12 protein-coding genes and 5 tRNA genes are annotated in these 13,260 nt (G+C 56.1%); 16 read left to right on the top strand and 1 reads right to left on the bottom strand.

Features of this window, described 5'->3' with window-relative positions:
• Nucleotides 1–12 precede the first annotated feature (12 nt).
• The 16 genes from C6A40_RS14840 (at nt 13) to C6A40_RS14765 (ending at nt 11,610) form a co-directional block, all read left to right on the top strand.
• Nucleotides 13–897: a metal ABC transporter substrate-binding protein gene (locus C6A40_RS14840; RefSeq protein WP_045336563.1), complete on the top strand. Its 885-nt coding sequence runs from the start codon at nt 13–15 to the stop codon at nt 895–897.
• Between the two features lie 130 nt (nt 898–1,027).
• Entirely contained in the window at nt 1,028–1,525 is a 498-nt protein-coding gene (gene pncC / locus C6A40_RS14835; protein WP_008499547.1) for a nicotinamide-nucleotide amidase, read from the top strand.
• 89 nt (nt 1,526–1,614) lie between these two features.
• Nucleotides 1,615–2,673 (top strand): recombinase RecA, encoded by a 1,059-nt coding sequence (recA, locus tag C6A40_RS14830; RefSeq protein ID WP_008499546.1) that lies wholly within the window; start codon nt 1,615–1,617, stop codon nt 2,671–2,673.
• 68 nt (nt 2,674–2,741) lie between these two features.
• Nucleotides 2,742–3,242, top strand: coding sequence for a recombination regulator RecX (recX, locus tag C6A40_RS14825; protein WP_045336565.1), 501 nt, complete (start codon nt 2,742–2,744; stop codon nt 3,240–3,242).
• Between the two features lie 131 nt (nt 3,243–3,373).
• Nucleotides 3,374–6,001, top strand: coding sequence for an alanine--tRNA ligase (gene alaS / locus C6A40_RS14820; RefSeq protein WP_045336567.1), 2,628 nt, complete (start codon nt 3,374–3,376; stop codon nt 5,999–6,001).
• A gap of 241 nt (nt 6,002–6,242) precedes the next feature.
• Complete coding sequence (csrA, locus tag C6A40_RS14815) at nt 6,243–6,428, top strand: carbon storage regulator CsrA (RefSeq protein ID WP_000906486.1); 186 nt, start codon at nt 6,243–6,245, stop codon at nt 6,426–6,428.
• Nucleotides 6,429–6,770: 342 nt separating this feature from the next.
• Nucleotides 6,771–6,863: transfer RNA gene (locus C6A40_RS14810), tRNA-Ser, on the top strand.
• Between the two features lie 4 nt (nt 6,864–6,867).
• A tRNA-Arg gene (locus C6A40_RS14805) sits at nt 6,868–6,944 on the top strand.
• Between the two features lie 64 nt (nt 6,945–7,008).
• Nucleotides 7,009–7,085: transfer RNA gene (locus C6A40_RS14800), tRNA-Arg, on the top strand.
• A 64-nt stretch (nt 7,086–7,149) separates the two neighbouring features.
• Nucleotides 7,150–7,226 (top strand) — tRNA-Arg (locus tag C6A40_RS14795).
• Between the two features lie 64 nt (nt 7,227–7,290).
• Nucleotides 7,291–7,367 (top strand) — tRNA-Arg (locus C6A40_RS14790).
• 125 nt (nt 7,368–7,492) lie between these two features.
• A complete protein-coding gene (gene yqaB / locus C6A40_RS14785; RefSeq protein ID WP_045336645.1) occupies nt 7,493–8,059 on the top strand; it encodes a fructose-1-phosphate/6-phosphogluconate phosphatase in 567 nt (188 codons plus the stop codon).
• Nucleotides 8,056–8,484 carry a YqaA family protein gene (locus C6A40_RS14780; protein ID WP_021241956.1) on the top strand — a complete coding sequence of 143 codons (429 nt, stop codon included), beginning with the start codon at nt 8,056–8,058 and terminating at the stop codon, nt 8,482–8,484. Before yqaB ends, C6A40_RS14780 begins: the two co-directional genes overlap by 4 nt.
• An 83-nt stretch (nt 8,485–8,567) precedes the next feature.
• Complete coding sequence (gshA, locus tag C6A40_RS14775; RefSeq protein ID WP_045336643.1) at nt 8,568–10,112, top strand: glutamate--cysteine ligase; 1,545 nt, start codon at nt 8,568–8,570, stop codon at nt 10,110–10,112.
• 153 nt (nt 10,113–10,265) lie between these two features.
• On the top strand, nt 10,266–10,781 hold the full coding sequence (gene luxS, locus C6A40_RS14770; protein ID WP_008499539.1) for an S-ribosylhomocysteine lyase: 516 nt from the start codon (nt 10,266–10,268) through the stop codon (nt 10,779–10,781).
• Between the two features lie 64 nt (nt 10,782–10,845).
• A complete protein-coding gene (locus tag C6A40_RS14765; RefSeq protein ID WP_045336647.1) occupies nt 10,846–11,610 on the top strand; it encodes an AraC family transcriptional regulator in 765 nt (254 codons plus the stop codon).
• Here the strand turns inward: C6A40_RS14765 and leuA are convergent.
• Complete coding sequence (gene leuA, locus C6A40_RS14760) at nt 11,597–13,252, bottom strand: 2-isopropylmalate synthase (protein WP_058657639.1); 1,656 nt, start codon at nt 13,250–13,252, stop codon at nt 11,597–11,599. The two genes, C6A40_RS14765 and leuA, sit on opposite strands and share 14 nt — an antisense overlap.
• Nucleotides 13,253–13,260: the final 8 nt, after the last annotated feature.

Below are 13,260 nucleotides of genomic sequence, written 5' to 3'. Positions count from 1 at the left end.
CAAGGGGAAACGATGAAACGTACAGGACTAGTAGTGGCAGTGGCGCTCGCGCTGGGGATGATGTCGCAGGCCGTGATGGCGAAAACGCTGAATGTGGTCACCAGCTTCTCGATACTGGGGGACATCACCCAGGAGGTGGGCGGCGATCATGTGAAGGTGACGACGCTGGTGGGGCCGGACGGCGATCCGCATACCTTCGAACCGTCGCCGAAGGACAGCGCGGCGCTGAGCAAGGCCGATGTGGTGGTGGTGAACGGTCTGGGGCTGGAGGGCTGGCTTGACCGCCTGGTGAAAGCCTCCGGGTTCAAAGGGCAACTGGTCATCGCCTCAACAGGCGTGAAAACGCACACGCTTGAGGAAGATGGAAAGACCGTGACCGATCCGCACGCGTGGAACAGCGCGGCGAACGGGGCGTTATATGCACAAAATATTCTTAACGGGCTGGTGAAAGCCGATCCGCAGGACAAAGCCGCGCTGGAAGCCTCCGGTAAACCCTATATCGCGCAGCTCAACCAGCTGGATAGCTGGGCCAAAACGCGCTTTAGCCAGATCCCGCAGGCGAAGCGCAAGGTGCTGACCAGCCATGACGCTTTCGGCTATTTCAGCCGCGCTTATGGCGTAACCTTCATGGCACCTCAAGGACTCTCTTCAGAGAGCGAGGCCAGCGCGGCGCAGGTTGCTGAGATCATCAATCAGATTAAAGCCGACGGCGTGAAAACCTGGTTTATGGAAAACCAGCTCGATCCGCGTCTGGTGAAGCAGATTGCCTCGGCGACGGGCGCGCAGCCAGGGGGAGAACTTTACCCGGAGGCCTTGTCAGCAAAAGGCGGCGTGGCAGACACCTACGTCAAGGCGTTCCGCCACAACGTGAATACGCTCGCCGACAGCATGAAATAACCTCTTCCACGGCCGGTGCGTTTGCACCGGCTTTTTTCTGAAGCCCCCTCGTAAAACCTGAAGCGCATCCCCACATCTGACGAGAAAGTGCTATCTTGTGCAGCACGTTTTTCTGATGCCTGGAGCGAGAATGACTGACCATGAATTGATGCAGCTTAGCGAGATCGTTGGCCTGGCGCTTAAGCAGCGTGGGGCGACAATGACCACCGCGGAATCCTGCACCGGCGGCTGGGTGGCGAAAGTGATTACCGATATTGCCGGCAGTTCCGCCTGGTTTGAACGCGGTTTTGTGACCTACAGTAACGAAGCTAAGGCACAAATGATTGGCGTGCGTGAAGCTACGCTGGAACAGCATGGCGCGGTCAGCGAACCGGTGGTCATTGAAATGGCCATTGGCGCGCTCAAGGCGGCGCGGGCAGATTATGCGATTTCCATTAGCGGCATCGCGGGGCCGGACGGCGGCAGCGACGTGAAGCCTGTTGGCACCGTCTGGTTTGGGTTTGCCACGTCTAAAGGGGAAGGGATCACCCGCCGGGAGTGCTTCAGCGGCGATCGCGAAAGCGTGCGCCGTCAGGCAACGGAATATGCGTTAAAAACGCTCTGGCAACAATTTCTACAAAACACTTGATACTGTATGACCATACAGTATAATTGCACCAACAGAACAGAAATCCACGGTGAAGCACAGTCGCTTCTCCCGGCATGACAGGAGTAATAATGGCTATCGACGAAAACAAACAGAAAGCGTTGGCGGCAGCACTGGGCCAGATCGAAAAGCAATTCGGTAAAGGCTCCATCATGCGCCTGGGTGAAGACCGTACCATGGATGTGGAAACGATCTCCACCGGTTCGCTTTCTCTGGATATCGCGCTGGGCGCGGGCGGCCTGCCAATGGGCCGTATCGTAGAGATCTACGGGCCAGAATCCTCCGGTAAAACTACCCTGACGCTGCAGGTGATTGCTGCGGCACAGCGCGAAGGTAAAACCTGTGCGTTCATCGATGCCGAGCACGCGCTGGATCCTGTTTATGCGCGTAAGCTGGGCGTGGACATCGACAACCTGCTGTGTTCTCAGCCGGACACCGGTGAGCAGGCCCTGGAAATTTGTGACGCGCTGGCGCGCTCCGGTGCGGTTGACGTTATCGTTGTTGACTCCGTTGCCGCACTGACGCCAAAAGCGGAAATCGAAGGTGAAATCGGCGACTCTCACATGGGCCTCGCGGCACGTATGATGAGCCAGGCGATGCGTAAGCTGGCCGGTAACCTGAAGCAGTCCAACACGCTGCTGATCTTCATCAACCAGATCCGTATGAAAATTGGTGTGATGTTCGGTAACCCGGAAACCACAACCGGTGGTAACGCCCTGAAATTCTACGCGTCTGTCCGTCTGGATATCCGCCGTATCGGTGCGGTGAAAGAGGGTGAAAACGTCGTCGGTAGCGAAACCCGCGTGAAGGTGGTGAAGAACAAAATCGCTGCACCGTTCAAACAGGCTGAGTTCCAGATCCTCTACGGTGAAGGGATCAACTTCTACGGTGAACTGGTTGACCTGGGCGTGAAAGAGAAGCTGATTGAAAAAGCGGGCGCCTGGTACAGCTACAACGGTGACAAGATTGGTCAGGGTAAAGCGAATGCTATCTCCTGGCTGAAAGAGAACCCGGCTGCGGCGAAAGAGATTGAGAAGAAGGTGCGCGAGCTTCTGCTGAACAACCAGGACTCCAAACCTGATTTCGTAGTCGATGCTGCGGATGCTGAAGAAACCAACGAAGACTTTTAAGTCTCTCGTGTAAAGATGAAGGGCTGCTGATGCGGCCCTTTTTGCATTTCTGATTCTACAGGTTTTTTATGAGTGAACCGACATCACGCCGACCCGCCTACGCGCGCTTGCTGGATCGTGCGGTGCGCATCCTCGCCGTGCGTGAACACAGTGAGCAGGAGCTGCGGCGGAAGCTGTCGGCTCCGGTGATGAGTAAAAACGGGCCGGAAGAGATTGATGCCACGGCGGAAGACTACGACCGCGTGGTGGCCTGGTGCTATGAGCATCATTACCTGGACGACGATCGCTTTGCTTCCCGCTTTCTCGCCAGCCGCGGCCGCAAGGGCTACGGCCCTGCGCGCATCCGGCAGGAGCTGAACCAGAAAGGGGTGGCCCGGGAGTCCATCGAAAAAGCGATGCGCGAATGCGATACGGACTGGTGCGAGCTGGCAAAAGAGCAGGCGATTCGTAAGTACGGCGAACCGCTGCCGCGTGATTTTTCAGAAAAAGTCAAAATCCAGCGCTTTTTGCTCTACCGCGGCTTTCTGATGGAAGATATTCAGGATATCTGGCGTAATTTTGCCGATTGAACGCATGCGGGATTTTACTTCCCACTAAAGAAAACTTATCTTATTCCCACTTTTTCCAGTAGCTGGTCTGTCCAACGGTTTACCGATACAGGCTGGCTACGACATTTCGTTAGCTTGATTTCAGGATAATTATGAGCAAGAGCACCGCTGAGATCCGTCAGGCGTTTCTCGATTTTTTCCATAGTAAGGGACACCAGGTTGTTGCCAGCAGCTCCCTGGTACCGAACAACGATCCGACTCTGCTGTTTACCAACGCCGGGATGAACCAGTTCAAGGATGTGTTCCTTGGTCTCGACAAGCGTAATTATTCCCGCGCCACAACCTCACAGCGTTGCGTGCGTGCGGGCGGTAAACACAACGACCTGGAAAACGTCGGTTACACCGCGCGTCACCACACCTTCTTCGAAATGCTGGGTAACTTCAGCTTCGGCGACTACTTCAAACACGATGCCATTCAATACGCGTGGGAACTGCTGACCGGTGAAAACTGGTTCAACCTGCCGAAAGAGCGTCTGTGGGTTACCGTCTATGAAACCGATGACGAAGCCTACGAAATCTGGGAAAAAGAGGTCGGTATCCCGCGCGAGCGTATTATTCGCATCGGTGATAACAAAGGCGCGCCATACGCGTCTGACAACTTCTGGCAGATGGGTGACACCGGTCCTTGCGGTCCGTGCACCGAGATCTTCTACGATCACGGCGACCACATCTGGGGTGGCCCTCCAGGCAGCCCGGAAGAAGACGGCGATCGCTACATTGAGATCTGGAATATCGTCTTCATGCAGTTCAACCGTCAGGCCGACGGTACCATGGAGCCGCTGCCGAAGCCTTCCGTTGATACCGGTATGGGTCTGGAGCGTATTGCCGCGGTACTGCAGCACGTTAACTCCAACTATGAGATTGACCTGTTCAGCACTCTGATCAAAGCCGTTGCCGAAGTCACCGGCGCGACCGACCTGAATAATAAATCGCTGCGCGTTATCGCAGACCACATTCGTTCCTGCGCGTTCCTGATTGCCGACGGCGTTATCCCGTCGAATGAAAACCGTGGCTATGTGCTGCGTCGTATCATTCGTCGTGCTATTCGTCACGGCAACATGCTGGGCGCGAAGGACACCTTCTTCTATAAACTCGTTGGGCCACTGATTGGCGTGATGGGGTCAGCGGGTGACGAGCTGAAACGCCAGCAGGCGCAGGTTGAGCAGGTTCTGAAAACCGAAGAAGAGCAGTTTGCCCGTACGCTGGAGCGCGGTCTGGCGCTGCTGGACGAAGAGCTGGCGAAGCTTAAGGGCGACACCCTGGACGGCGAAACCGCTTTCCGCCTGTACGACACCTACGGCTTCCCGGTTGACCTGACGGCGGACGTTTGCCGCGAGCGTAACATTAAAGTTGACGAAGCGGGCTTCGAAGCCGCGATGGAAGAGCAGCGCCGTCGTGCGCGCGAGTCCAGCGGTTTCGGTGCAGACTATAACGCGATGATCCGCGTTGATAGCGCGTCTGAATTCAAAGGCTATGAGGCGCTGGAACTGACCGGCAAAGTGACCGCCCTGTTTGTTGACGGCAAAGCCGTGGACAGCATCAGCGCAGGTCAGGAAGCCGTAGTCATTCTGGACAAAACGCCGTTCTACGCCGAATCCGGCGGCCAGGTTGGCGATAAAGGCGAGCTGAAAGGCAATGGCTTTAGCTTCAGCGTGACCGACACCCAGAAATACGGTCAGGCAATTGGCCACCAGGGCAAACTGGTTTCCGGTTCTCTGAAAGTGGGCGAGGGCGTCCAGGCTAACGTTGATGAAGCTCGCCGCGCGCGCATTCGTCTGAACCACTCTGCAACCCACCTGATGCACGCTGCCCTGCGCGACGTGCTCGGTAACCACGTTGCACAGAAAGGTTCTCTGGTTAACGACAAAGTGCTGCGCTTCGACTTCTCGCATTTTGAAGCGATGAAGCCGTCTGAAATCCGCGCGGTGGAAGATCTGGTGAACGCGCAGATCCGTCGTAACCTGCCAATCGAGACCCACATCATGGATCTCGAGGACGCGAAGAAAAAAGGTGCGATGGCGCTGTTTGGCGAGAAATACGACGAACGTGTTCGCGTGCTGAGCATGGGCGACTTCTCTACCGAGCTGTGCGGCGGTACACACGCCTCGCGCACCGGTGACATCGGCCTGTTCCGCATCGTTTCCGAGTCGGGAACGGCGGCAGGCGTGCGTCGTATTGAAGCGGTGACCGGTGAAGGCGCGATTGCCAGCCTGCATGCGCAGAGCGATCAGCTGCACGACATCGCGCAGCTTCTGAAAGGCGATAGCCAGAACCTGGGCGAGAAAGTGCGCGTTGCGCTGGAACGCACGCGTCAGCTGGAAAAAGAGCTGCAGCAGCTGAAAGAGCAGGCTGCGGCGCAGGAGAGTGCAAACCTCTCCAGCAAGGCTGTAGACATTAAGGGCGTCAAACTGCTGGTCAGCGATCTGGCGGGCGTTGAGCCTAAGATGCTGCGTACTATGGTCGACGATCTCAAGAACCAGCTTGGTTCTACCGTTATCGTGCTGGCGACAGTGGCAGAAGGTAAGGTTTCTCTGATTGCGGGCGTCTCTAAGGATGTGACTGACCGCGTAAAAGCAGGGGAACTGATTGGCATGGTCGCTCAGCAGGTGGGCGGCAAGGGTGGCGGTCGTCCGGACATGGCGCAAGCCGGTGGTACGGATGCGGCGGCACTTCCTGCGGCATTAGCCAGCGTTGAAAGCTGGGTAAGCGCGAAACTGTAATAACTACAAAGCACAAGCTGACGCCATAGCGGTAACGTTATGGCGTCTTGTTCACTGTGCTATCGATAACGATAAAGTCAGGTTGAGTTTGTGTATATCGGCTAAACTTACGTTTAACAGAATGTGATGCCGTGACTGCTTACACTTTACGTGTTTGTCATCGCTTACTTTTTGGCGTTATATGATGGATAATGCCGGGATACAAGAGACCCGACTCTTTTAATCTTTCAAGGAGCAAAGAATGCTGATTCTGACTCGTCGAGTTGGTGAGACCCTCATGATTGGGGATGAGGTCACCGTGACAGTTTTAGGGGTAAAGGGTAACCAGGTACGTATTGGTGTTAACGCTCCTAAAGAAGTATCTGTCCACCGTGAAGAGATCTACCAGCGTATCCAGGCTGAAAAATCCCAGCAGTCCAGTTACTGATATTGTCGCGTCTCGCTGTCGGGCGAGACGCAACCCTCCCGCTATTTTTCCTGCGCAAAGTTACCGTTTAATTTCAATCGCTCTCTTTTTGACCACTCCGCTACCCTTATCTCGTCCCAACACTGTTCTTTCCGCATCAGTTTTCTGCGAAGATGCCTGCAAAATCCGCTTATAAAACACCCTCTTTGCGGCTTTTACATGCGAATTGCGTGTGATTTGTGCAAACGATAAAAGCTTTTGGAAAATTGTTTGACTTATAAGTCCCAGAAAGTAATATATGCGCCACGCAGCGACGAGAAGCTCTTAACGAGTTACTCGAAGCACTCGAAAGAGGCGTTGTGTGGTGAGGTGGCCGAGAGGCTGAAGGCGCTCCCCTGCTAAGGGAGTATGCGGTCAAAAGCTGCATCCGGGGTTCGAATCCCCGCCTCACCGCCATTTTGCATCCGTAGCTCAGCTGGATAGAGTACTCGGCTACGAACCGAGCGGTCGGAGGTTCGAATCCTCCCGGATGCACCATCTATTACTTCATATTGCTTTAGAAGTGATATGAATATCGAGCAGTACAGTAGTAAATCCCGATGCATCCGTAGCTCAGCTGGATAGAGTACTCGGCTACGAACCGAGCGGTCGGAGGTTCGAATCCTCCCGGATGCACCATCTATTACTTCATATTGCTTTAGAAGTGATATGAATATCGAGCAGTACAGTAGTAAATCCCGATGCATCCGTAGCTCAGCTGGATAGAGTACTCGGCTACGAACCGAGCGGTCGGAGGTTCGAATCCTCCCGGATGCACCATCTATTACTTCATATTGCTTTAGAAGTGATATGAATATCGAGCAGTACAGTAGTAAATCCCGATGCATCCGTAGCTCAGCTGGATAGAGTACTCGGCTACGAACCGAGCGGTCGGAGGTTCGAATCCTCCCGGATGCACCATCTCTTCTGCCTTTCCCTTCGATGTTTAGTTCTTAATCACTCTCGTTGTTATCATTTTGCAATCAGCGACAAAAACCACCATTTACGATAAAGTAATGCTTTGTTAATCGGTTAGCGAGAGCACGATGTACGCACAGTATGACGGTTTGATCTTCGATATGGATGGTACCCTACTGGACACCGAACCCACGCATCGTCAAGCCTGGACCGACGTCCTGGGCCGCTACGGCATGCGTTTCGACCTTCAGGCGATGATCGCCCTCAACGGCTCCCCCACCTGGCGTATTGCGCAGGCCGTGATTGAACTGAATCAGGCCGATCTCGACCCGCACCTGCTCGCGCGCGAAAAAACCGATGCGGTAAAAGCCATGCTTTTAGATACGGTACGTCCGTTACCACTGATTGATGTGGTAAAAGAGTGGTACGGGCGTCGCCCGATGTCGGTGGGGACGGGCAGCGAAAGCGCGATTGCAGAAGCCTTGCTCAATCATCTTGGCCTGCGCCACTATTTTTCTGCCGTGGTCGCCGCCGATCATGTTAAACGTCACAAGCCCGCACCGGACACCTTCCTGCTTTGCGCAGAATTAATGGGCGTCCCGGCGGCAAAGTGCGTCGTGTTTGAAGATGCCGATTTTGGGATCCAGGCCGCGCGTGATGCCGGAATGGATGCGGTGGATGTACGCTTACTGTGAGTGACGCGCTGTCACTTGCCTCATTATTCGCCAGCAGTTTTCTCAGCGCCACGCTGTTACCGGGCAATTCGGAAGTGGTGCTGGTGGCGATGCTGTTGTCCGGCGTGAGTCAGCCCTGGCTGCTTGTAGTAATAGCAACAATGGGTAATAGCCTTGGAGGGCTGACTAACGTTATTCTTGGGCGTTTCTTTCCGCTGCGTGAAAAATCGCGCTGGCAGGAAAAGGCAGTCGGCTGGCTAAAACGCTATGGCGCTGCCACGCTGTTATTAAGCTGGATGCCTGTAATAGGCGATTTACTGTGTCTGCTGGCGGGATGGATGCGCATCTCCTGGGGACCGGTGCTCTTTTTTTTGTGCCTTGGCAAGGCGTTGCGCTATGTTCTCGTGGCGTGGGCAACACTACAGGGTATGACGTGGTGGCACTAATTGGTGGAATGAATACGCGACCTTCAATCGTCAACCATTACAATTATGCTGAGTAACATTACTTTGACAGGCGGGAGGTCAATTTGATCCCGGACGTATCTCAGGCGCTGGCCTGGCTGGAAAACCACCCTCAGGCATTGAAGGGTATTCAGCGTGGTCTTGAGCGTGAAACGCTGCGCGTTAACGCGGACGGCAGTTTAGCGACGACGGGTCACCCGAAGGCGTTAGGCTCGGCGCTGACACATAAATGGATCACAACCGATTTCGCTGAAGCGCTGCTGGAGTTCATCACCCCAGTAGAAGGTGATATTGATCATATGCTGACGATTATGCGCGATATCCATCGCTACACCGCGCGCAATCTCGGCGATGAGCGTATGTGGCCCCTCAGCATGCCGTGCTATATCGAGCAGGGGCAGGAGATTGAGCTGGCACAGTACGGCACGTCAAATATCGGCAGGCTGAAAACGCTCTACCGTGAGGGGCTGAAGAACCGCTACGGCGCGTTGATGCAGACCATCTCTGGCGTGCACTACAACTTCTCGCTGCCAATGGCGTTCTGGCAGGCGAAATGCGGTGAAACGGATAAAGACGCCATCTCAGCAGGCTACTTCCGCCTGATACGCAACTACTACCGTTTCGGCTGGGTGATCCCGTATCTGTTTGGTGCCTCCCCGGCGATCTGTTCTTCGTTCCTGCAGGGGAAACCGACGACGCTGCCGTTCGAGAAGACCGACTGCGGAATGTACTATCTCCCGTACGCCACCTCTCTGCGTCTGAGCGATCTCGGCTATACCAATAAATCGCAAAGCAATCTCGGTATTACGTTTAACGAATTGCACGAATATGTGGCAGGATTGAAGCGGGCGATCAAAACCCCGTCGGAAGAGTACGAAAAAATCGGCCTCGAAAAAGACGGTAAGCGTCTGCAGATCAACAGCAATGTCCTGCAGATTGAAAACGAGCTGTATGCGCCAATTCGTCCTAAGCGCGTAACCCGCAGCGGCGAAACCCCGTCGGATGCGCTGCAGCGCGGCGGGATCGAATACATTGAAGTGCGCTCGCTGGATATCAACCCGTTCTCACCGATTGGCGTTGATGAACAGCAGATTCGCTTCCTGGATCTGTTTATGGTCTGGTGCGTGCTGGCGGATGCGCCGGAAATGAGTTCAGACGAATTGCTCTGCACCCGTACAAACTGGAACCGCGTGATTCTGGAAGGGCGTAAACCGGGCCTGACGCTGGGTATCGGCTGCGAAACGGCACAGTTCCCGCTGACGAAAGTCGGCAAAGATCTGTTCCGTGACCTGAAGCGTGTTGCCCGGACGATGGACAGCATCGACGGCGGCGACGCGTATCAACAGATTTGCGACCAGCTGGTGGCGTGCTTTGATAACCCGGAACTGACGTTCTCAGCGCGCATTCTGCGTTCTATGATTGATCAGGGCATTGGTGGTACGGGGCGCTCACTCTCGGCGGAGTACCGTGAAATGCTGATCCAGGAGCCGTTAGAAATCCTGAGCGAAGCAGATTTTGTCGCGGAACGCGAAGCGTCCGTTGTGCGTCAGAAAGAGGTTGAAGCGGCGGATACCGAGTCGTTTGAGGCGTTTCTGGCGAAGCAGGCTTAAGCAGAAAAGAAAAAGGCCACATCGCTGTGGCCAAAATATACATCTCTGAATTCAGGGATGATGATAACAAATGCGCGTCTTTCATATACTCAGACGCGCATTCTGTAGAAGAGTTCAGTTTATTTTAAAAAAAATCACTATCGGAGGTGACGTATGCCGTTATTAGATAGCTTTACTGTCGACCATACCCGTATGGAAGCACCTGCAGTCCGCGTGGCGAAGACCATGCACACCCCGCACGGCGACACGATCACCGTCTTCGATCTGCGCTTCTGCGTGCCAAACAAAGAAGTGATGCCGGAGAAAGGCATTCATACGCTGGAACACCTGTTCGCTGGCTTCATGCGTGACCACCTGAACGGCAACGGCGTTGAGATCATCGATATCTCTCCGATGGGCTGCCGTACCGGTTTCTACATGAGCCTGATTGGTCAGCCTGAAGAGAAACGTGTGGCAGATGCCTGGAAAGCGGCCATGGAAGACGTGCTGAAGGTGAAAGAGCAGAACCAGATCCCTGAGCTGAACGTTTACCAGTGCGGCACCTACCAGATGCACTCTCTGGAAGAAGCGCAGGAGATCGCGCGCCACATCATCGAACGCGACGTTCGCGTGAACAGCAACGAAGAGCTGGCCCTGCCGAAAGAAAAACTGCAGGAACTGCACATCTAGTATTGTGCCTGTGGATGCCCGGTGGCGCTTCGCTGACCGGGCCTACATTGTGCTGGTGCCTCCTTTGACCACAACCTTAACCTTCTCCTTTACCCACCGTCCCCTCGTTCCGTTTGCCCATGATTACGTTCATGGTGACAGCGAACCCTGGCACAAGCACGACTGCGCGCAGCTGCTGCACACCCTGAGCGGCGTGGTAAGGGTGGATACCGCATCAGGCTGTTGGGTTGTGCCTCCCGGTCGCGGCGTCTGGCTGCCTGCGGGCACGCAGCATTCCCTGCGCATTACCGGCAACGTGGCGGCGCAAACGCTGTTTATCGATCCGCTGGCGCGGGCCGATCTTCCCGCCACCTGCCAGATCGTGCAGATCGCGCCGCTGCTGCGCGAGCTGATCCTCGTCTCCCTTGCGTTGCCTGAATCGTACTCACCCGGAAGCCGGGATGAACGCGTCTATGAGCTGATTCTCGATGAAATCCGCACTATGCCGGTGCTGCCGTTTCACCTGCCGGAGCCGGAAAGCGAGGCGTTACGTCGCCTGTGCCTGCAAATCCGGCAAAACCCGGGGGAAAGCTGGAGCAGCGCGCAGGCTGCGAGCCTGATGAACATGAGCGAGCGCACCCTGAACCGCCATTTTCATCAGCAGACGGGTTTAAGCTACGGCGAGTGGTTGAGAAGGGCGCGTCTGCTGGAAGCCTTAGTGCGGCTGGCGCAGGGCCAGCCGGTATTGCGCGTGGCGCTGGATCTGGGGTACGGCAGCCACAGCGCTTTTACGGCCATGTTCCGTCGGGTGATGGGCGTCTCCCCCAGCGATTACTTTAAGAACGACTGACGGCGTTAAAGAGCGCCTGAAGCGACGCGCGCGCCACGTCGCTATCAATGCCCACGCCCCAGCGGCTGCTGCCGTCCTGGAACAGGCAGCGGATGTAGGCCACCGAGCGGCTGTCGCTGCGTTCGCCTAACGTATGCTCGTGATAATCCTTAATCACGAACGGGGCGTTGACCCAGCGGCTCAGGCCGTGAGCGGCGGCGGAGAGCAGACCGTTGCCGTGACCTTCCAGCTGGCGCGTTCCTCCCTGCGTGACGACGCTGGCCGTCAAACGCAGCTGGCCGTCCTGCTGGCTGTCGCTGCGGTAGGATTGCAGCGCATAGTGCGGCGTGGCCACCAGGCCGTAGCGGGTGCGAAACAGCTGCCACAGCGCATTTTGCGTCATCTCTTTTCCGTGACGGTCGGTTTCCTGCTGCACGTGCTGGCTGAAATCCTGCTGCAGGGCGCGGGGCAGTTTCAGACCATGATTCTGTTCGATCAGCCACGCGCTGCCGCTTTTCCCTGACTGGCTGTTCACGCGGATCACCGCTTCGTAGGTGCAGCCGATATCCTGGGGATCGACGGGCAGGTAAGGCATCTCCCAGCGATCGCCAGGCCTGCGGGCATCAAAGCCTTTTTTGATTGCGTCCTGGTGCGAGCCGGAGAAGGCGGTATAGGCCAGCCGTCCTGCCCACGGATGGCGCGGGTGCACCGGCAGCTGATTGCAGGTTTCCACCACGTCCACCACCCGGTTCATATCGCTAAAGTCCAGAGTCGGGCTGATACCCTGGCTGTAGAGGTTCATCGCCAGCGTCACCAGGCAGACGTTGCCCGTGCGCTCGCCGTTACCGAACAGACAGCCCTCCACGCGGTCAGCCCCCGCCATTACGGCCAGCTCCGCGCAGGCGACGCCGGTACCGCGGTCGTTATGCGGATGCACGCTGATGCAGACATCGCGGCGGCGGCTGAAGTGGCGACAGAAGTACTCGATCTGGTCGGCATAGACGTTCGGCGTGCTCACTTCGACGGTGGCGGGTAAGTTGATCACCATCGGGCGTTCGTCGCAAGGCTGCCAGATCTCCGCTACGGCTTCACAAATCTCCAGCGCAAATTCCGGCTCGGTAAAGCAGAAGGTTTCCGGAGAGTATTCGTACTGCCAGCGGGTTTCAGGGTTCTCTTCACAAAGCTGGCGGATAAGCCGCGTGGCGCGGGTGGCCAGCTCAACGATTTGTGCTTTATCCATGCCGAATACCAGGCGGCGGAACAGCGGAGCGGTGGCGTTATACAGATGCACGGTCGCCTGCTTCGCGCCGCGCAGGGATTCAAAAGTGCGATGGATGAGATCTTCCCGTGCCTGAGTGAGCACCTGAATCGTCACGTCATCCGGGATGCGGTTCTCTTCAATCAGCTGGCGAACAAAGTTGAAATCCGTCTGCGAGGCGGAAGGAAAGGCAACTTCAATCTCTTTAAACCCGCAGCTTAACAGCAGGTCCCAGAACTGCAGCTTGCGCGTGCTGTCCATCGGTTCGGCCAGAGCCTGGTTGCCGTCGCGCAGGTCGGTCGAGAGCCAGCGCGGCGCGCGGGTGATGCGTTGTTCCGGCCAGCGACGGTCGGGCAGGGAAAGGGGGGGAAAGGGTTGGTACTTGTCGGCGGGTGTGTTCAGCATGATGCGCT

This window comes from Enterobacter sp. GER_MD16_1505_Eko_090, assembly GCF_003331015.1.
GTDB classification, from domain to species: Bacteria; Pseudomonadota; Gammaproteobacteria; order Enterobacterales; family Enterobacteriaceae; genus Enterobacter; species Enterobacter roggenkampii.
Note: the sequence above shows the minus strand (reverse complement) of the source record. Positions and strands in the feature narration are given on the sequence as shown.